This is a genomic window from Micromonospora sp. NPDC051006, from assembly GCF_044456245.1.
Lineage (GTDB): Bacteria > Actinomycetota > Actinomycetes > Mycobacteriales > Micromonosporaceae > Micromonospora.
Map to the genome: position 1 here is coordinate 587,807 of NZ_JBITFP010000001.1, position 18,441 is coordinate 606,247.

Consider the following 18,441-nt stretch of genomic DNA (forward strand, 5'->3'; position numbering starts at 1 on the left):
CCGGGCCGCTTCGGCGGGCGGGCGGTCAGCGCCAGCGGTCGGCGCGGGCCCCACCGGCGCGCGGCACGTCGTCCTGCGGCGGATAGCCGTAGTACTCCTCCTCGCCCCGCGCACGTCGGCTTACCCGCTCCGGCTCGACGTCGGTCGGCTGGTAGCCCCGCTGCCGCGGCGGACGCCACTCGTCCGGCACCGGCACCCCGCCGGCGGGCAGCCCCGGGCGCTCCTCCGGCTCGGCCCAACCACCCCGCCAGCCCTCGTCGCCACCCCGGTCGTAATCCCGGCGTGGTTCGTCCCGGCGCGACTCGTCCCGGCGCGGCTCCTCGCGGCGGACCGACGCCCACCGGTCGGCCACCCGGTACTCGGTGCCGGTGGCGTCGGCGTGCACCTCGGCGTGCCGCTCGCCGATCCGCAGCTCCCGGCCGCGATCGTCGTCCCGGACCGCCGCCCACCGGTCCCCGGCCCGCAGCTGCGCCCAGTACTGCCCGGTGTCGTCAGGCCGCTCCGGGCCGGGCCGCTCGGCCGGGACGCCCCAGCTTGGCTCGCCCGCCACCGGCTGCTCCGACCAGCCCCGCTGGTCTTCCGGGGCCGACCGGGACCGGTCGTCCCGCCGGTCGGCCCGGCCCCGCTCGTCGCGTTGCCCCTCCCAGCCCGACTCGGCGCGCGGGTCGGGCTGCCCAGCCCATCGCCGATCGTCGCCGGGGCGGGAGCGCTCGTCGGGAGCGGCGTACCCGGGCCGGGACCGCTCCTCGGGCCCGGTGCCCGCCCAGGAGTGCTCGTCGGGGCGGGACCCGCCCCAAGCCCGCTCCTCCGCCGGGGGCGACCAGGCGCCGGCGTATCCGCCGCCGTAGCGGCCACCCGCCGGTTCGGCCGATCCCCCGTCCACGATTGTGTGTCGGGTGGTGACGTGCACCGTCTCGGTGTGCCGGACCATGCCGACCGGGCGGTGCGGCTCCGCGGCGGCCCGCCCGTCGTGCTCGGCGGGACGCGCGGCGGCACCGTAGACGCCGGGCTGGGCGGCGGCCGGACGGTCCCCGCCGTACACCCCGGCGGAACCGGGCCGCTCGCCGTGGACGCCGGCTGGGCCGGGCCGCTCGCCGTAACCGCGGGCTGGCTCGGGGCGCTCGCCGTAGACGCCAGCGGGGTCCGGACGCTCGCCGTAGACCCCGGCCGGCTCCGGGCGCTCGCCGTAGACGCCAGCGGGGTCCGGACGCTCGCCGTACCCGGCTGCGGGCGGGCGCTCAGCCCCGTGTTGACCCGGTGCGGGCCGGTCGGCAGCGTGCCGGTTGGGCTGCGCCCGGCGGGGTTCCTCGTCGTCCTCCCAGTCGGGCCGCCCCCACCGGGGCGCGGCGTCCTCCTGGGCCGCCCGACCTCGGCCGGGCGGGGCCTCCTCGGCCGGCTCGACGGCGGCGGACACCCGGGCGCGACCGGCGCCGGCCGCCTCCGTACCCCCGGCGAGGGCTGCGCTGGTGGACTCCATCCGCCGGTGCACCGCGGCGACCGCCTCCTGGGCCCGCTGGGCCTGGTCGAGCGCCTGGTTGCCGCGCTGGGCGGCGGCCACGATCTCGCCACGCAACTCCCGGCGGAGCTGCTCCATCTCGTCCAGCAGCTCCTCGGAGCGGGCCTGACCGCCCTCGCCGTCGGCGCGCAGCGCGATCGACAGGCCGATCAGCACCACGGCCAGGATGGCGAGCACGGCGGCGAAACGCAGCGGGCCGTTGCCGTCCGCGACCAGCAGGATCAGCGCCGCCACCGGGGCCAGCGCCACGCCGATCCAGAAGAGGACGGTCAGCAGCGCCGGACTGCGCTTGGCGTCGGAGGTGACCGAGGCGGGCATGGCTGTGGAGCCTACCGAGAGTTGCCGCCCGTGGGAACGGGCCCACGACCGGCGGCGTACGCCGGCAACCGCCCGTGCGGACCGGGTGCACCCGCCGTTCACCGTGCCCCGCTCGGCGTTCGGGGCGCAACGGACGCGGCCGGTCGTCGGTGGCCACCAGGGCCACCGGCGACCGGCCGGCGTCGGGATGTCGGGCGCTGCCGCGCCCGGACGGGTCAGCTGGCGGCCAGCGCCCCGTCCGAGGAGAGGACCAGGCCAACGCTGGCGGCGCCGGTCTTCAACGCGTTCTTGGTCTGCGGCCCACCGGCGTCCAACGAGCTGAACGAACCGGCGTTGAAGTTGTAGACCTGCACCAGACCGGCCTGGCACTTCGGCCGCTGCGGGCACTCCGGCGGACCGGCGAGCACCGTCGCCTGGCCGGAGCACTTGCTGGCCAGCTCGGAGAGGTTCTTGACGCCGTACTTGTCGGCGAACGCCTTGGTGACCGCGAAGGCGTTCTGGTCCTGCGCCTGCGACGGCGCACCGAAGACGATGCCCACCTTGTCACCGCTGGCCTTCAGCGCGGTGACTGTCTTGCCGAGATCGGGGGACGAGACCGGCTGGGCGTTCGCCCCGTTGGCCTTGGTGTTGAGGAACTCGGCTATGGACGCCGCGTACTCCGGGACGACCTGGATCTCGCCCTTCTCCAGGGCGGGCTCGTAGAGCTCCCGGTTACCGATCTGCTGCACCCGCACCTGGTAGCCGGCGGCGGTAAGCACGATCCGGTAGAGCTCGCCGAGCGTCTCGCTCTCGCTGAAGTTGCCGGCGCCGACCACGATCTGGCCGCCCGGTCCCTTGGCGATCCCGTTGGTCAGGTTGTTGGCCGTGGCGAACTCCTCGGCCGCCGCCTTCGGGGTCTTCCGGTCGACGTCGACCGCCTTGTTGAGCTGGATCAGCTTCGGCGTGTCCAGCGCGGCGGAGACCTTGTCCAGCGCGGCGATCAGCTGCGGGTTCGCCGCGTCGGCGTTGACCGCGGGGATGATGTTGTCACTGTTCTGGAGCTTCTTGTCGTCGTCGAGGACCACCAGCTGGTCGCCGGCCACCGGGGCGCAACCGGCCCCACTCGCCCCCTGCTGGGGAGCGTCGGTGCCGGAGGAGCCGGCGCCACCGCAGCCGGTCAGCAGCCCGGCGACGGTCAGGGCCGCGGCCCCGCCGATGGCCAGTCGTGTGCGTGCGCGCATGATGCCCGCCTTCCGTGTCCCGGCGCGACCCGTCCGGGCCGGCCGCGTGTCCGACGGGCGAACCTGCTGTCGGGTCACCCGCGATCTATCACCCAACATCTTCCACCCGGGTACGACAACCGGAGGCGACCTTTGTCACCGTATCGTCACACCCGTGACCTGGCCGTCGGCCGGAATGCGCATCCCCACGGCTGGCACGGGTCTCGCGGGCCGGCCCCGACCGCCCGGTGGCTCAGGTCGGGCGCGACGCGGGTCGACTCAGCCGCCGGCGACCGCGTCCGCCGCCCGGCGGTTGGCACGCCGGCGGGTGGCGCGCAGCGGGCGGGGCGTGACGACCCGCTCGACCAGCGCCAGGATCAGCTCCACCAGCACGGCGAGCCCGGCGACCAGCACCCCGCCAGCCAGGATCTGCCCGCCACCCGCGGCGATGTCCAGCCCGAATCCGGCTCGGATGATCTGGCCCAGCCCGCCGCCGTTGACGAACGAGGCCAACGCGGCGGTCGCCACCACCTGCACCGCGGCCGTCCGGAACCCGGCCGCCAGGTAGGGCACCGCCAACGGCAGCTCCACCCGCCGCAGGACCTGCCAGCCGGAGAGCCCCATCCCCCGTGCCGCGTCCCGGGCCTCCGGGTCGGCCTGACGCACCCCGGTGTACGCGTTGGCCAGCAGCGGCGGCACCGCGAAGACGGCCAGCGCGACGATCACCGACGGGCGGCCGAAGCCGAGGAAGGTCAGCGGGAGGATGGTCAGCAGGGCGAGCGTCGGGATGGCCAGGCTGACGTTGGACACCAGCACCACCAGGCCGCCACCCCGCCCGGCGTGCCCGAGCCAGAGCCCGATCGGCCAGGCCACCAGGCAGCCGAGCGCCACCGCGGCGGCGGAGAGGAACAGATGCTCGCCGAGGCGGTCCAGCACACCGCCGGGGTTGGTCCAGTTCAGCGGGTCGTTCAGCCAGACGACCGCCTGCTCGATCACGCTCACGACGACCTCCGGGTCAACCACGGAGTGAGGAACCGGCCGACGGTGGCCAGGATCAGGTCCAGCACCAGGGCGAGCAGGACGCAGAGCAGCGTCCCGGTCATGATCTGGGCCTTGAAGAAGTTGTTCTGGAAGCCGGCGAAGATCAGCTGCCCGAGCCCGCCCCGGCCCACCACGACGCCGACGGTGACCAACGCCACGGTCGAGACGGTCGCCAGCCGCAGGCCGGTGAGGATGCCGGGCAGGGCGAGCGGAAGATCGACCCGGAACAACCTGCCCCAACGGCCGTAGCCCATGCCCTCGGCCGCCTCACGGACCTCGGGTGGCACCTGACTCAGCCCGGCGACGGTGTTGCGGACGATCACCAGCAGCGCGTAGAGCACCACCACGCTCAGCACCGTGACCACGCCGATGCCCAGGTAGGGCGCGACGAACGCGAACAGGGCCAGCGACGGGATGGTGTAGAGCACCCCGGTGAATGCCAGGATCGGGCCGGCCAGTGCGCGGAACCAGTACGCCGCCACGGCCAGCGGAACGGCGATCAGCGCGGCGATCAACACCGCGCGGGCGGTGAGCGAGGCGTGCTCACGCAGCGCGGCGAGGATCGTGTCAGAGTTGTCCCGCACGTACTGCCAGGAGAACCACGGGTTACCCGGGTCGGCCCGGTAGCTCAGGCGGAAGGACATACGTGGACGTTACCCCGGAGACCTCCGGCGCCGGCGGGCGCGCGACGGCCGACGCCGCACGCGCCGCGTCGATCAGCCTCGAGGGAATCCACAAGCGCTACCCGGACGGAACCGAGGCCGTACGCGAGCTGAGCCTCGAGGTCAAGGCCGGCGAACTGGTGGTGCTGATCGGCCCGTCGGGCTGCGGCAAGTCGACCGTGCTGCGGATGATCAACCGGTTGATCGAGCCCACCGGCGGCCGGATCATGCTCGGTGACGAGGACGTCACCCGGGTCGACCCGGTGCGGCTGCGCCGCCGGATCGGCTACGTCATCCAGAACGTCGGCCTCTTTCCCCATCAGACCGTGCGGGCCAACGTGGCGACCGTCCCCCGGCTGCTCGGCTGGCCCCGGGAGCGCAGCCGGCGTCGGGTCGACGAACTGCTCGACCTGGTCGGCCTCGACCCGAGCCAGTTCGGCCGCCGCTACCCGCACGAACTCTCCGGCGGTCAGCGGCAGCGGGTCGGGGTGGCCCGGGCGCTCGCCGCCGACCCGGTGGTGCTGCTGATGGACGAGCCGTTCTCCGCCGTCGACCCGATCGTCCGGACCAGGTTGCAGGAGGAGTTCCTCCGGTTGCAGGCCGAGGTGCGTAAGACGATCGTGCTGGTGACCCACGACCTCGACGAGGCGGTCCGGCTCGGCGACCGGATCGCGGTGCTGTCCCAGGGCGGGCACCTGGAGCAGTACGACACCCCGGCGGCCCTGCTCGGCGAACCCGCCACCCCGTTCGTCCGCGAATTCGTGGGCGCCGACCGGGGGATCCGCCGGCTGGTGGTCACCCCGCTCGACCGGGAGACGCTGGAGCCGCTGCCCGCCGGCGGGCCGCCGGACGCGCCGACCGTGCCGCTGCGCGGTTCGGCGTACGACGCGCTGGCGGTGATGCTCACCTCAGCGGCGGACCGGGTGGTGGTCACCGACGAGGGGCGGCCGGTGGGCGTGCTCGGCCGCCAGCGCGTGCTCGACCTGGGCCGAACTGAGTGATGCCGAGCTGGGCCAGCCGGGTGGTCAGGCCCGGCCGCCCAGGCTGGCGGTGGCGATGACCCAGCCGGTGAGGAAGCCGTAGCTCGCGCCGGCGCCGGCGGTCTGCAGCGCGCCGAGCATCGAGGCGCCGGGCCCGAGGAGCACCCCGAGCAGGCCGGCGATCCCCCCGGCCAGCACGTACGCCGCCCAGCCGGAGAAGAACTGGCTCAGCGGCCCAGGCACCCGGGCGACCTGCGTGGCCGGCAGCAGGTAGAGCAGGGCCGCCGTGAGGATCACCAGCAGGATGGCCCGCAGGTCGGCCGCGAGCACGCCGCCGGCCTGGCCACTGCCGTCGACCAGCCAGGCCGGCCAGGCGAGCAGCCGCAGGTACCACCCGCCGGCCGCGTTCGGGTCGGTGTGGCCCTGCGCCCAGCCGACGTACGCCGGGCTGCCGGTGACGGCGACGAGCACGAGCGCGGCGAGTGTGCCGGTGCCGGCCGCCGTGCCGTAGCGGCTGACCGCGCCGGTCCGGTTGGTGATCGCCATGATCCCGTCACTTTCCGGCCCGCCGAGGCGGGCAGATGCGTAGCTGCCGGCCCGTCAGTGCTTCATCAGGTAGTCGATGAAGGCGGCCCGCAGCAACGGCTCGTGCTCCTCGTAGCCGTGCCCGGTCAGCTCCCGCCAGAGCGCGTTGGCCTCGTCCACGATCGGCCCGACCGAGTTGGGCGCGCCGTCGAGCGCGGCGGCCTCGTCCGCGTTCGGCAGGCGCCGCAGCACCGACCAGAAGAATCCGAAGTCACGGTGCTCCCGGGCGAGCGCGAACGCCTGCTCCCGCAGCTCCTCGGTGGGGAGCGCGTCCAGCTCCGTGAACGAACGGCCGCCGGTGGGGGTCGCTGGTGTCTCGGTCATGCCGCCGAGCCTAACCGCCGAGATCACCTGCGGCCCGTTGGACCGGGGCTCAGCGTTCGTCGTCGTCCCAGCGGCGCGGCTCGTCCTCCCAGCGGGGCGATCGCCACGGGTCCACCGGGTTCTCCGCGGAGGGGGTGGGCACCGCGGGCGGCCAGTTGTCGACCGGTCGCGGTCGGGGCATGGCCCAGCCCGAGCTGATCGCGCCGTCGCTGACCGGCTCGGGCGCGTCCGCGATCACCGGCCCGGGGCGCCCGTACCGCTCGACCAGGCGGGTGACCAGCAGCCCGACGCCCAGCGCCGCACCGCCGAGCGCCCACCGGCTCACCGTCCAGCCCCGCGCCTGCGCGTACGCGAGGAAGGCCGACACCAGGCCGACCGCGAACAGGGTGCCGAAGATCCCGCCGCGCCGTCCGTACGCGCTGGTCCCGGCGAGCAGCGCCACGCCGATCGCGAGCACCGTCCAGTCCAGGCCGGCGGTGGGAGCCACCGGCGCGGTGCCGTTCGCCGCGATCAGCACCCCGGCCAGCATGGCCAGCACCGTCGAGCAGACAAGCGCGCCGGTGGTGACCACCGCGGCCACCACGCCCCGGCGCCGGGACGGGTCGGCGACCGGACGGAACCGGCCGACCAGCCGGCGGATCGCCCGGATCGCGCCGAACAGCCCGCCGAGGACGGCCACCGCGGCGAAGCCGGCGAAGAGGTAGACCGCGTGCCGGCGCGGGTCGTACTCGCCCTGCACCAGCACCGGGGCGGAGCGGCGCTCGATGTAGACCACGACGCCCGCCGCCCCGGCGAGGCTGGCCGCCCAGCCCGGCACGTGCAGCACCACCACCGCGAGCCCCAGCAGCAGCCCGGCCACCGCGGCGACCGCCGCGGCCGGCGCGACCGCGTCCGCCACGCCCCGGTCACCCTGCTCGGCGAAGTGCAGCGCGGCCGCGACCGCGACCGGCCCGATCGCCAGATTCGGGGCGGCGGTCCGCAGGCTCAACCCGGCGGCGAGGGTCAGCAGGCCGAGGGCGACCACGTCGACCAGGAGGGTGCGCAGCCCGGAGCCGCGCAGGACGTCCGGATCCTCCCGCCAGAGCAGCCAGGCCACGGCGGCCAACCCGACCAGCAGCACGATCTCCCAGCCGATGTGGACACCGACCCGGTCGCGGCCGGGCTCGCCGTGGCTGGGATCGTCGAAGACGTTCTCCAGGACCGCGGCGGGCACCCCCGATGAGGGCTCGATCGACCCGTCGCGGCCCGGTTCGTCGTACCCCATTGACGCCGCCTCCCTTGGCCGGTCGTCCTGGTCCGACGCGCGGGCGGACCGGCGCGGCCGTTGCTCTCCGGTCGCAGGCACGCTACCCGCGCCGCGAGCCGGACGTAACCCCTCGACCAGCACCGATCCCGCGCGGGCCGGTCAGCGCTGGCCGGGGCGGCTCTCGCGGTCGTCGGGCTCGCGGTCGTCGTCGGGGCGCTCCGGCACCCGGCAGGACCGCTCCAGCCACAGCGCGGCCGCCACCAGGGCCAGCGAGGCGAGCAACCCACCGCTGGCGGGCGCCCGGTCCTCCATGGCGGCTCGGGTCGACTCGACGAAGAGCCATCCGGTCAGCCCGGCGTAGAAGCCGGCGAAGATCGCACCGACCAGCGAGGACGCCTTGGCCAGCACCACGAACCGGGCGACCAGCAGCGGGTTGACCGGCTCGCGGCCCGGCCGCTGCTCGATCCGGCCCCGGGTGTTGATCGCGGCGTACCCCTCGAGCACGGCGAGCGCGGCGAGCGTGACCACCGGCAACCAGGGCAGCCGGGGGATGCCGTTGTAGTAGAGGCTGCTGATCAGCAACCAGGCCGCCGCGGCGGCGGCCAGACCGGCCACCACCAGGGTGGAGATCCGGGTCGGGCCCATCCGGAACTGATCCGGGCCGCGCCCGCCGGGCCTCGGGGACCGCGACTGCGTCATGCCGGCCGCCTCCGCTGGGTCATGCCGTCGACTCTATCGCCAGATCCGGGCGAGGGCGCAGTTCCGGCGCGTCGGCGGCGGCCGGGCCGTTGGTGAGCAGGTCGGTGAGCCAACCGTGGCCGGGCAGCCGGCCGTACGGCTGGATGTCGATCCACGGGCGCAGCACGAACGCCCGCAGGTGGGCCCGGGGGTGCGGCAGGGTCAGCTCGGGGTCGTCGCTGAGCACCGGCTCGTCGTCGTCGCCCCAGACCGCGATGACGTCCACGTCGAGGGTGCGTGGGCCGAAGGGTCGGTCCGGGTCGCGGGTGCGGCCGGCCGCGCGCTCCGCGGCCCGGGCCCGCTCCAGCCAGTCGCGCGCGGTCGCGGTGGAGTCCTGCGCGAGCAGCGCCGCGTTGAGGTACGCGGGCTGGTCCGGGTCCCCCCACGGTGGAGTCTCGTACACCCCGGAGACCACCAGCACGGTGTCGCCGAGCGCGGCGACCGCGGCGCGCAGGTGGGCCAGCCGGTCACCCAGGTTGCTGCCGAGGGAGAGCACCACGCGGCTCACCGGGCACGCGCCTGGGTCATCGTGACGGCCACGTCGGTGAAGGTGTGCGGCACCGGCGCCTCCGGTTTGTGCACGGTGATCGTCGCGCTCGCCACCCGCGGGTCGGCCAGGCAGACCGTGAGCAGCCGGTCGGCGAGCGTCTCGATCAGGTTGACCGGCTCGCCGGTCACCACGGCGACCAGGCGCTCCGCCAGCTCGCCGTAGTGGACGGTGTCCGCCACGTCGTCGGAGCGGGCGGCCGGGCCGAGATCGAGGTCGAGCACCGCGTCGACGACGAAGTCCTGCCCCTGGGCGCGTTCGAAGTCGTACACCCCGTGCCGGCCGCGCGCCCGCAGCCCGGTGAGCTGGATCCGGTCGGTCACCGCTCCCCCTGCCCGTGGGCACCGGCCGGAGCGGACCCGACGCCGGCGGTCGCCAGCAGACGCGGACTGCCGCTGGCCCGCCAGACGGCGAGCGCGTCCGCGGTCGCGCGGACGTCGTGCACCCGCACTCCCCAGGCGCCGGCCGCCACGGCGAGCAGGCTGGTCGCCACGGTGGCCGCCTCCCGCTCGCCGGTGGGCCGTGCACGGCCGTCCGGGCCGGCCAGCAGCGCGCCCAGGTAGGACTTGCGGCTCGCCCCGAAGAGCAGTGGATAGCCGAGGTCGAGCAGCTCGGGCAGGCGGGCGGTGAGCTGCCAGTTGTGCGTGGCGGTCTTGGCGAACCCGAGCCCCGGGTCGAGGACGATCTTCTCGGCGGCGACGCCGGCGCGCAGCGCCTCGTCGACCCGCTGCGCCAGCTCCGTCCGGACGTCGGCGACCACGTCGGCGTAGGTGGCCAGGTCGCGCATGCCACGCGAGTGGCCGCGCCAGTGCATCAGCACCCACGGGCAGCCGGCGTCGCGCACCACCCGGGCCATGTCGGGATCGGCCAGGCCACCGGAGACGTCGTTGACCACCACCGCGCCGACGGCGAGCGCCGCCTCGGCGACCCGGGCCCGGCTGGTGTCGATGCTGACCGCCACACCGGCCCCGGCGAGCTCGCGGATGACCGGCAGCACCCGGGCGGCCTCGGTCTCGGCGTCGATCCGGTCGGCGCCCGGCCGGGTGGACTCGCCGCCCACGTCCACCAACTGCGCCCCGTCGTCGCGGAGTCGGACGCCATGTCCGATGGCGGCGTCGAGGTCGGCGTACCGTCCGCCGTCGGAGAAGGAGTCGGGCGTGACGTTGAGGACGCCCATCACCACTGGGGCCGGGGCCCGTACCAGATCGGTCACGACTAGACCGTACCGGTCGGCCGCGGGGCCTCCAGGGGGCCGGGTGGCGACCTCCCACAACGACCCTGACATGCGCATTGGAACAGGTGTACGATCGGTCGTCCGGGTCGGATCGGGCAGCCTCTTCGCGGCTTGTCGCATTCCGGGGCGGGCCGTACGCTTTGGAATTGCCCAGCATCGAGATGGCGAAGCTTGGAGGGAGGGCCGAAGCGGGAAGAATCCGGCCAAACCTCGCCACTCTCCGTGGTGAGTAACGAACACAGGGTCAGTCACGCTGCGCCCAGTGAGCACATTTCCCGCCAGGCATGCCTATTGCACCGCCGCGGCTGCGCCGGCCGCGATTTGGGGAGGTTTCAGTGATCGCCATCGAGCTCATGGAGACGGCGTCCTCCGGCGTCGCCCACGCGCTCTCCGCCCTGGCGTCGACTCCACTCGCCGAGCCGGCGCCGAAAGGCATCGACACCGAGGGTGTCGTCACCTTCTTCGCCAGCAAGGTAGCGCCGATCCTGCTCGCCGTCCTCGGCGTCATCTTCATCGGTCGAGCCAGTCGCGGCGAGATCTCCAAGGTGCTGACCAGCTCCGCCATCGCGATCGTCGGGTTGGCCTTCATCGCCGGCGCGGCCACGCTCTTCTTCGTCGGTGACTACCTGATCGATCTGATCTTCGAGTAGACGCGGGCAGATATGCGGCTGCGCACCGACGACGACATCTACCGGGCACGCCTGGTCTACCTCGGGCCGCCCGGCTACACCCTTCCCGTCCACCTGCCGTACGCCCAGTACGGACTCTTCATGCTGCTCGTCCCCCTCTACATGTTCATCCACTGGCTGTTCACGCTGCAGGTGGAGCTCTTCCCCGCGTGGGAGATCGCGCTCGCCATCGTGAGCACGTCGTTCATCTTCCGGTACGTCGACCCGGACCGGCCGGCGCGGATGGTCATCCGTACCGCGCTGACGGACTGGCGGCGCACCCGGGAGCCGGCCGCCGAGCAGCGCGATCCGCGCCTGGTCGGCAGCGGGATCAGGATCCGGGAGGAACTGGCATGACCGGGCGTACACCGTTCGGACGGTCGCACGACGCGGGTGAGGCGGTCGCATGAGTCGCTCTACCACGCCGGGTTCCCCGGCCGGCCGTCCGGCCGTGCCGGACAGTCACCGTGCGCGTTCGCTCGATTACCCAGATGCCGAGCTGGACGAGGCCGCCCTCGATCCCGCGCTGGCCACCTCACCCGGGCACGGGGTCGGTGTCTTCCAGGCACCCCGGCCGGTCCCGCGCCGGGCTCCGGCCGCCGAGCCGGGGCCGACCGGGGAGAGCCCGGACATCGACTCACCGTTCCTCGACCTCTTCGGCGGGCCACGTCCCGGCCCGGGCCGCCCGGCCGCGCCGCACGGCGGCACCGGCCACCAGCACTCGCCGATACCGCAGCAGCAGGCCGCGATCGAGCCGGCGCCCGCCGCCGGCGCGGTCCCACCGCCGCCACGGCTGCCCGCCGCCCCGCCGGACCGGTTGGCGACCGGGCTGCCCTACCGGGCCCCGGCCGCGCCGGTCGCCGAGCCGGAGCCGCCGGCCCGCTCCCGGGTGCCGCACCAGGCGGGCGACCGACTACCGGCGGTACGCCCGCCGGTCGACGCCGAACCGCTGCCCGACCGGCCCACGCCGCTCGCTCCCGCCGCGCCGGTTCCGCCCGCCGAGCCCGAGCCGCCGTCCCGGCGGTCGACGGAGATCCGGCCGGAGCGCGGTCGACCGGCCAAACCGACGAACGGACGTGAGGTCGCCGCGCCCCGACAGCGCTCGGCGGCGCGGAACCAGCCGATCAAGCCGGCCCGGGTCCGCGCCCCGAAAATCAAGTTCGGGGATCGCGACCCGTCGGTCGAGCTGGCGATCACCGAGATCGCCGGTCACCTCACCTTCACCCCCAACACGGTCACCGCCTGGTACTGGCTCCCCGAGGTGCGGTGGGCCTTCCGACCGGACGCCGAACGCGAGGCACTGCTGTCGGCGATCTCCGAGCAGTACGCCGGCCTCGCCGGCTTCCGGCTGCACCTGCGCCGCACCACCCGCCCGTTCCCGGCCGACGAGTGGGCCCGCACCATCGACGCGCACACCGCCGCCCCGCTGCCCGACGTGCCCGGCACGACGAGCTGGGCCGACCACCTGGTCGCCGCGCAGCGCCACCTGATGTCGGTCAACCACGCCGAGGGGCAGACCTACCTCGGGGTCACCTTCGCCCGCCGGTCGCTCGGCGACACGCTCAGCGAGCGGGTGCTGCGCGCCTTCGGCCGCGGGGTCGCCGAGGGTGAACGCCGCCGGCTGGGCCGGACGGTCGAGCAGTTCGACGAGGTGCTCGGCGCGTTCGGCATGCGGGGGCGGCGGGTCACCGCCCAGGAGCTGGAGTGGCTGCTCTACCGCTCGGTGGCGCTCTGCATGGCGCCGCCCGGCGCGCTGTCACCGGTCACCGACGGGCGCTGGGAGCGGGGCGACCTGCTCGCCCTCACCGAGCAGGTCGAGCGCTACCGGACCCCCTACGGCTCCACCGTGAAGCTGGTCAACCGGATGACCGGCGAGGAACGGCACGTGGCCGTGCTCGCCGTGGGTCGGATGGAGCCGCTGGAGATCCCCGAGCGGCACGAGCCCTGGCTGCACTTCCACGAGCGGCTGCCCTGGCCGATGGAGATCTCCACCCGGGTCGACATCCTCGGCTCCGGCGACTCCTTCCGGAACCTCGAGCACCGGCTCCGCATGATCCGGTCTCAGCAGCTCGACTACGCCGAGCACGGCATCGACGCCCCGCCGGAACTGGAGCGGCTGGCCAAGCGGGCGCTGGTGATCGGCGACGAGATGACCACCGGTCTGCCGGTCGACTCGGCGCGGGCGCACGGCTGGCACCGGATCGCGGTCGGTGGACGGACCCGCGAGGAGTGCATGGAGCGGGCCCGGCGGCTGATCCAGCTCTACTCCCGCGAGCTGCGCATCTCGCTGCAACACCCGAAGAACCAGGACTGGCTCGCGCGGGAGTTCATCCCCGGCGAGCCGATCGCCAACACCGGCTACGTACGGCGGATGCCCGTACCGCTGCTGGCCGCGGCGCTGCCGCAGGCCGCCTCCACCGTCGGCGACCGGCGCGGCGACCTGATCGGCCGGACCGCTGGCACCTGCCGCCGGCCGGTCTTCCTCGACCTGCACTACCCGATGGAGGTGCGCGAACGCTCCGGGCTCGCGGTCTTCGTCGCCGAGCCCGGCGGCGGCAAGTCGACCCTGCTCGGCGCGCTCGGCTACCTGGCTGCCCGGCGGGGCGTCCAGGTGACCCTGCTCGACCCGTCCGGCCCGCTGGCCCGGCTCTGCGCCATGCCCGAGCTGCGGCCCTACTCCCGGGTGCTCAACCTGACCGGCTCCGAGCACGGCACCCTCGCACCGTACGCGCTGATCCCGACGCCGCTGCGCAGCGAGTTCGCGGTCGGCGCCGCCGGCGACCGCGAGTTCGAAATCGCGGTCTCCAACGCGCGTGCCGAGCGACGGATGCTGGTACAGGACATCTGCATGATGCTGGTGCCACCGCAGGTCGCCCGGGAGGCGTCCACCGCGACCCTGTTCCGGCACGCCGTACGCCAGGTGCCGGCCGAGGAGACGTCCACCCTGGACGACGTGGTCACCTGCCTGGGCCAGCTCGACGACGACGCCGGCAAGGAACTGGCGAACCTGCTGCTCGACACCGCCGAGATGCCCCTGGCGATGCTCTTCTTCGGCCGGCCACCGGAGGGCCTGCTCGGCCCGGACGCGGCGCTCACCGTCATCACCATGGCCGGGCTGCGGCTGCCCGACCTGAAGATCGAGCGCGAATACTGGTCGGCCGAGGAGGCACTCGCCCTGCCGATGCTGCACACCGCGCACCGGCTCGCGGTCCGCCGCTGCTACGGCGGGTCGATGTCGTCCCGCAAACTGGTCGGCCTGGACGAGGCGCACTTCATGGAAGGCTGGCGCTCCGGGCGCTCCTTCCTGGTCCGGCTCGCCCGCGACTCTCGCAAGTGGAACCTTGCCGCGCTCGTCGCCTCCCAGAACCCGCGCGACATCCTCGGCCTCGACGTGCAGAACCTCGTCTCCACCGTCTTCGTCGGCCGGATCGCCGAGGACAGCGAGATCGCCTCCGAGGCGCTCCGACTGCTCCGGGTACCGGTCAACGACGGCTACGAGGCCACCCTGGCCTCGCTCTCCGCCGCCGACGCCTCGTCGTCCGCCCGGCTCGGCTTCCGCGAGTTCGTCATGCGCGACGTCGACGGGCGCGTGCAGAAGGTCCGGGTGGACGTCTCGTACGTCGACGGACTGCTGGACCACCTCGACACCACGCCCGCCGCGATCGCCTCGGCGGCCGGAGTACTGCCGAACCTCCCCCTGCCGGATCTGGAGGCGTGACATGGCGAGGGCCCGGGCAAGGATCACGGCGCTCCTGCTCGCGCTCGGCGTACTGGCCGGGGCCACCATCGGCTGGCCGCTCGTAGGCGCGACCCCGGCGGTGGCCGCACCGGTCGCCACCCAGGCGGCCGCCGACCTCTGCACGACCCAGGAATGGCAAGCCGACTTCCGCGCCTGCGTCAAGAAACTCCAGCAGGTCGCCGAGTCCGAGGCGAACTGCTGGAAACCGCCGACTCCCACCGCACCGGATTCCGGGCTCGCCGGATGGTTCGCCTCGCGACCGGAGTCCTCGAAGCAACTCGGCCCGAAGGGTTACTACAGCGACTACGGGTACGCCGGCTACGGCTACACGACCTACCGGGTCGAGGGCGGCTGTGCGTCCTCGGTGCTGCACCCCGACTACAAGTTCAGCAATACCGTCGCCAACGGCGAGTTCATGGTCGCCACCGCGATCGTCGGGGCTTCGAACGCGCTACGTGAGCGCGCCTGGGACCCACGCTCGATGTGGAGCTGGGCCGACCCGCTGGTGGACCAGGCGACCAAGGCCGTCTACCAGAAGGTGTTCAGCGTCTTCGGGATCATCACGCTCTGCGTGGTCGGCCTCTACCTGCTCTGGCGGTCGCGCCAGTCCGACATGAGCAACGCCATGACCACGGCTGGCTGGGCGCTGCTGGTGATGGTGGCTGTCACGGCCCTGGCCGCGTGGCCGGTCAAGTCAGCCAACCTCGCCGACAGCACACTGATCACCACCCTGGGCGTCGTACACGATGCGGTCGGGCCGGCATCCAAGGGCACTCCTCCTGAGAAGTGCGTAGTACCGAACCCGGACGCCTGCGTCGAGAAGCGGCCACCGGCGGTGCGAGCCAGCGACACGGCCACCGAATCGATGCTCTACCGGAACTGGGTGCGGGGCGCCCTCGGCTCGGCGGACAGCGAGACTGCGAAGAAGTACGGACCGGCGCTTTACGACGCTAAATCCTTGAACTGGGATGAAGCGGAGTCCATGCGCAGTAATCCCGCCACTCGCCCTGTGATCATTAAAGCTAAGCAGCAGCAGTGGATGACCGTCGCCGCGCAGGTCGAGCGGGAGGATCCGGAGGCCTACGAGTACCTCCAAGGGGTCCGGGACATGGATCGCATCGGCGCCGGTTTCATCGCCGTGCTCGCGTCGTTGCTCTTCGCGATGTTCGACCTGACCGCCTCGCTGCTGGTGCTGCTCGGCTTCCTGATCTTCCGGTGGGCGGTGATCGCGGCACCGATCCTCGGCACGGTGGGCCTGATGCGCCCCGCCAGTGCGGGGCTGCGGCGGCTGGCCAACGCGGTCGTCGCCGCGGTCTTCAACATCGCCATCTTCGGTACCGGCGCCGCCATCTACCTCTTCGCGGTCGACCTGATCATGAGCACCGCCACGTTGCCGGGCTGGCTTCAGGTGGTGCTGGTCTGGCTCTGTGGGGTCGTCGGCTGGCTGCTACTTCGTCCCTACCGACGGATCACGCAACTCGGCGGCAAGGACAACAGCGAGGCGGTCAGCTCGGCCGGCTCATGGCACCGCCGGTTCTTCCGTGACATGCGTGCCGCCGCTCGACTGGACGTCGCGGAACCGGGTGGAACGGCGGAGCCGGCCATCGGTCGCCGCAGGGCGGCGGTGGCGGAACAGACCAGGCTTCGCCCGGAGGCGCGGCACGAGGATCCCGTACACACCGCACCCGGTGGCACCGAGCGTCAGCGACCCGACGGCCGTGAGCGCGCGGACGAGTCGCCGAAGACCGAGGAACGTTCCGCCGCTTCCCGGCCGGCGGCACCCCGGCCCCGTCGTCGTCAGCCGGCTACCTGGACCGAGCCGGACGTCCCGGACGAGAGGCCGTCGTTCGTCGTCTACCGACCCGGCTCGGTGGAGACCACACCGGACCGGCCGACACCACGGATCCGATCCGAGGCGCGGTGATGGCGGTGCGACGCGCTCTGGAGTTCCTGCTCACCCGGGTGCTGCGGTCCCGGCTCGGGATCGCGATCGCCCTTGCAGTCGTCGTGTTCGGCATCATCGGTGCGGCGCGGCTCGTCGCCGGATCCGGTGATCCGGCGCTCGGCCTGAGCAATCGCCCGAGCCAGCCGATCACCACGGTCGAGCCGGACGCCGGTGACGACGGGGTGATCGGCTCCGACACACCGGCCAGCCCGACCACGCGGCCCGGTGCCCGCACTCCGGAGCAGACGGCAGACCGGTTCGTCGCCGCCTGGTTGGGCAGGCCGGGCATGACCGCCGAGCAGTGGCACGAGGGCATGCGTCCACTGTCCACGCCCAATCTCGTCGCGAAGCTGGCCGGGGCGGACCCGGCCGGAGTTCCGGCCGGGCAGGTGACCGAGAAGGCCACGCTGCTGCCACGCACAGAGAGCTTCGTCGAGGCGCTGGTGCCGCTTGACACCGGGCGGCTCCGCCTGGAACTGGTGGCACCGGACGGGCAGTGGTTCGTCGACGCGGTGGACTGGGAGCAGGGATGAGTGACCAAGGTCGTCCCCGTCGCAAGTTGCGCATTGGCGCCCTCGCCGGCGCGCTCACGATCACGATGGCGTTGCTCTGTTGCACCGGGGGCAGCGCTGCGTTCTTCCTGACCGAACTGGGTGGCGACTCGGCCGAGGAGATGACGCCGATGAGCGCCGAGTGCACCGGTGACTTCCGGGTCGACGTCACCGGCGACATGCCTCGGCTCGCCGACTACGGCGACAAGCAACTCCGCAACGCAGCTAAAATCATCAAGGTCGGGCAGGAAATGAAGGTCCCCGCGCGCGGGTGGGTGATCGCCGTGGCGACCGCGATGCAGGAGTCCAGGTTGCTCAACCTGGCGAATCGGACGGTCAAAGAATCCGACAACCTGCCCAACGAGGGTGTCGGGGCAGATCATGACTCGGTCGGCCTCTTCCAACAGCGCGCCTCGTGGGGCACGGTCCGGCAGCGGATGATCCCGGAGTACGCCGCCCAGAAGTTCTACGAGAAGCTGCTCAAGGTCCCCGGGTGGGAAGGGTTGCCGTTGACGGCCGCCGCGCAGAAGGTGCAGATCAGCGCCTTCCCGGACGCGTACGCCAAGCACGAGGCCCTGGCCGCACAGATCGTCGACGCGCTGGCCGGCGGGGCGGCCCGAACAGCGTTGGTCGGCGGTCGGCAGGTCTGCGACGCGGCCTCGGGCAAGGAGATTGCGGCGTCCGGTTGGACGGCCCCGATCGTCGGCGGCGTCGGCTCCGGGTTCCGGACCGCCAGTCGGCCGGGGCACAACGGTGTCGACATCGCCGCGTCCAAGGGCACGCGCATCCACGCGGCCGCGTCCGGCCGGGTCCTGGTCTCCCGCTGCGACCCTGACAACGGCGGCCAGCTGAGTTGCAACGTCGATGGCTACCCGGGCAAGGGCGGCTGTGGCTGGTTCGTCGACATCCTGCACGCCGGGGGCATGATCACCCGCTACTGCCACATGGTGACCAAGCCGATCGTCGAAGTGGGGCAACGGGTCCAGGCCGGTGACGTCATCGGCGAGGTCGGCAGCAGCGGTAACTCCTCCGGCCCCCACCTGCACTTCGAGGTGCACCAGAACGGGGACCGCAGCAGCCGGGGAGCGATCGATCCCGTGCCGTTCATGCGTACCCGAGGTGCGCTGCTCAAGGACGCAGGCTGAGAC

17 protein-coding genes and 1 pseudogene are annotated in these 18,441 nt (G+C 73.3%); 7 read left to right on the plus strand and 11 right to left on the minus strand.

What is annotated here, in order from left to right:
- Positions 1 to 25: 25 nt before the first annotated feature.
- The 4 genes and pseudogenes from ACIBBA_RS02805 to ACIBBA_RS02820 all read right to left on the minus strand — a co-directional run bounded on the left by ACIBBA_RS02805 (position 26) and on the right by ACIBBA_RS02820 (position 4,718).
- On the minus strand, positions 26 to 1,834 hold the full coding sequence (locus tag ACIBBA_RS02805) for a hypothetical protein (RefSeq protein WP_396693094.1): 1,809 nt from the start codon (positions 1,832 to 1,834) through the stop codon (positions 26 to 28).
- A 215-nt stretch (positions 1,835 to 2,049) separates the two neighbouring features.
- A pseudogene (locus ACIBBA_RS02810) lies at positions 2,050 to 3,173 on the minus strand (glycine betaine ABC transporter substrate-binding protein).
- Positions 3,174 to 3,312: 139 nt separating this feature from the next.
- A complete protein-coding gene (locus ACIBBA_RS02815; protein ID WP_350873530.1) occupies positions 3,313 to 4,035 on the minus strand; it encodes an ABC transporter permease in 723 nt (240 codons plus the stop codon).
- Complete coding sequence (locus ACIBBA_RS02820) at positions 4,032 to 4,718, minus strand: ABC transporter permease (protein WP_396693096.1); 687 nt, start codon at positions 4,716 to 4,718, stop codon at positions 4,032 to 4,034. The genes ACIBBA_RS02815 and ACIBBA_RS02820 overlap by 4 nt, the downstream gene beginning before the upstream one ends.
- 2 nt (positions 4,719 to 4,720) lie before the next feature.
- On the opposite strand from ACIBBA_RS02820, the gene ACIBBA_RS02825 reads away from it, so the two are divergent.
- Complete coding sequence (locus ACIBBA_RS02825; RefSeq protein ID WP_396693098.1) at positions 4,721 to 5,737, plus strand: ABC transporter ATP-binding protein; 1,017 nt, start codon at positions 4,721 to 4,723, stop codon at positions 5,735 to 5,737.
- Positions 5,738 to 5,761: 24 nt separating this feature from the next.
- Here the strand turns inward: ACIBBA_RS02825 and ACIBBA_RS02830 are convergent, their stop codons facing one another.
- The 7 genes from ACIBBA_RS02830 to folP form a co-directional block, all read right to left on the minus strand.
- A complete protein-coding gene (locus tag ACIBBA_RS02830) occupies positions 5,762 to 6,262 on the minus strand; it encodes a hypothetical protein (protein WP_396693100.1) in 501 nt (166 codons plus the stop codon).
- Between the two features lie 54 nt (positions 6,263 to 6,316).
- Positions 6,317 to 6,625, minus strand: coding sequence for a hypothetical protein (locus ACIBBA_RS02835; protein ID WP_396693102.1), 309 nt, complete (start codon positions 6,623 to 6,625; stop codon positions 6,317 to 6,319).
- Positions 6,626 to 6,674: 49 nt separating this feature from the next.
- Entirely contained in the window at positions 6,675 to 7,889 is a 1,215-nt protein-coding gene (locus tag ACIBBA_RS02840) for an ABC transporter permease (RefSeq protein ID WP_396693104.1), read from the minus strand.
- A 141-nt stretch (positions 7,890 to 8,030) separates the two neighbouring features.
- On the minus strand, positions 8,031 to 8,570 hold the full coding sequence (locus ACIBBA_RS02845) for a DUF3180 domain-containing protein (protein WP_396693106.1): 540 nt from the start codon (positions 8,568 to 8,570) through the stop codon (positions 8,031 to 8,033).
- Positions 8,571 to 8,589: 19 nt separating this feature from the next.
- Entirely contained in the window at positions 8,590 to 9,117 is a 528-nt protein-coding gene (folK, locus tag ACIBBA_RS02850; RefSeq protein WP_396693108.1) for a 2-amino-4-hydroxy-6-hydroxymethyldihydropteridine diphosphokinase, read from the minus strand.
- The gene (folB, locus tag ACIBBA_RS02855; RefSeq protein ID WP_396693110.1) at positions 9,114 to 9,479 is read right to left on the minus strand and encodes a dihydroneopterin aldolase; all 366 of its coding nucleotides are present in this window, start codon (positions 9,477 to 9,479) and stop codon (positions 9,114 to 9,116) included. The genes folK and folB overlap by 4 nt, the downstream gene beginning before the upstream one ends.
- Entirely contained in the window at positions 9,476 to 10,369 is an 894-nt protein-coding gene (gene folP, locus ACIBBA_RS02860; RefSeq protein ID WP_396693112.1) for a dihydropteroate synthase, read from the minus strand. The genes folB and folP overlap by 4 nt, the downstream gene beginning before the upstream one ends.
- 356 nt (positions 10,370 to 10,725) lie before the next feature.
- Between folP and ACIBBA_RS02865 the strand changes: the two genes are divergently transcribed.
- The 6 genes from ACIBBA_RS02865 to ACIBBA_RS02890 are packed head-to-tail and all read left to right on the plus strand — an operon-like array spanning position 10,726 to position 18,438.
- Positions 10,726 to 11,040 carry a hypothetical protein gene (locus tag ACIBBA_RS02865; protein WP_120781215.1) on the plus strand — a complete coding sequence of 105 codons (315 nt, stop codon included), beginning with the start codon at positions 10,726 to 10,728 and terminating at the stop codon, positions 11,038 to 11,040.
- A gap of 12 nt (positions 11,041 to 11,052) precedes the next feature.
- Positions 11,053 to 11,415 (plus strand): hypothetical protein, encoded by a 363-nt coding sequence (locus ACIBBA_RS02870; protein WP_350873541.1) that lies wholly within the window; start codon positions 11,053 to 11,055, stop codon positions 11,413 to 11,415.
- Between the two features lie 49 nt (positions 11,416 to 11,464).
- Complete coding sequence (locus tag ACIBBA_RS02875; protein ID WP_396693115.1) at positions 11,465 to 14,776, plus strand: ATP-binding protein; 3,312 nt, start codon at positions 11,465 to 11,467, stop codon at positions 14,774 to 14,776.
- 1 nt (position 14,777) lies between these two features.
- Positions 14,778 to 16,721 carry an MFS transporter gene (locus ACIBBA_RS02880; protein WP_396693117.1) on the plus strand — a complete coding sequence of 648 codons (1,944 nt, stop codon included), beginning with the start codon at positions 14,778 to 14,780 and terminating at the stop codon, positions 16,719 to 16,721.
- Entirely contained in the window at positions 16,718 to 17,275 is a 558-nt protein-coding gene (locus ACIBBA_RS02885) for a hypothetical protein (RefSeq protein ID WP_396693119.1), read from the plus strand. The genes ACIBBA_RS02880 and ACIBBA_RS02885 overlap by 4 nt, the downstream gene beginning before the upstream one ends.
- Positions 17,272 to 18,438 carry a M23 family metallopeptidase gene (locus tag ACIBBA_RS02890; protein WP_396693120.1) on the plus strand — a complete coding sequence of 389 codons (1,167 nt, stop codon included), beginning with the start codon at positions 17,272 to 17,274 and terminating at the stop codon, positions 18,436 to 18,438. Before ACIBBA_RS02885 ends, ACIBBA_RS02890 begins: the two co-directional genes overlap by 4 nt.
- The last annotated feature ends 3 nt before the right edge of the window (positions 18,439 to 18,441 follow it).

Coding starts and splice junctions, on each gene's coding strand:
- ACIBBA_RS02830 (WP_396693100.1), bottom strand. CDS start 6,262: ATGGCGATCACCAACCGGACCGGCGCGGTCAGCCGCTACGGCACGGCG.
- ACIBBA_RS02835 (WP_396693102.1), bottom strand. CDS start 6,625: ATGACCGAGACACCAGCGACCCCCACCGGCGGCCGTTCGTTCACGGAG.
- ACIBBA_RS02890 (WP_396693120.1), top strand. CDS start 17,272: ATGAGTGACCAAGGTCGTCCCCGTCGCAAGTTGCGCATTGGCGCCCTC.
- ACIBBA_RS02805 (WP_396693094.1), bottom strand. CDS start 1,834: ATGCCCGCCTCGGTCACCTCCGACGCCAAGCGCAGTCCGGCGCTGCTG.
- ACIBBA_RS02820 (WP_396693096.1), bottom strand. CDS start 4,718: ATGTCCTTCCGCCTGAGCTACCGGGCCGACCCGGGTAACCCGTGGTTC.
- ACIBBA_RS02870 (WP_350873541.1), top strand. CDS start 11,053: ATGCGGCTGCGCACCGACGACGACATCTACCGGGCACGCCTGGTCTAC.
- ACIBBA_RS02875 (WP_396693115.1), top strand. CDS start 11,465: ATGAGTCGCTCTACCACGCCGGGTTCCCCGGCCGGCCGTCCGGCCGTG.
- ACIBBA_RS02880 (WP_396693117.1), top strand. CDS start 14,778: ATGGCGAGGGCCCGGGCAAGGATCACGGCGCTCCTGCTCGCGCTCGGC.
- ACIBBA_RS02845 (WP_396693106.1), bottom strand. CDS start 8,570: ATGACGCAGTCGCGGTCCCCGAGGCCCGGCGGGCGCGGCCCGGATCAG.
- ACIBBA_RS02840 (WP_396693104.1), bottom strand. CDS start 7,889: ATGGGGTACGACGAACCGGGCCGCGACGGGTCGATCGAGCCCTCATCG.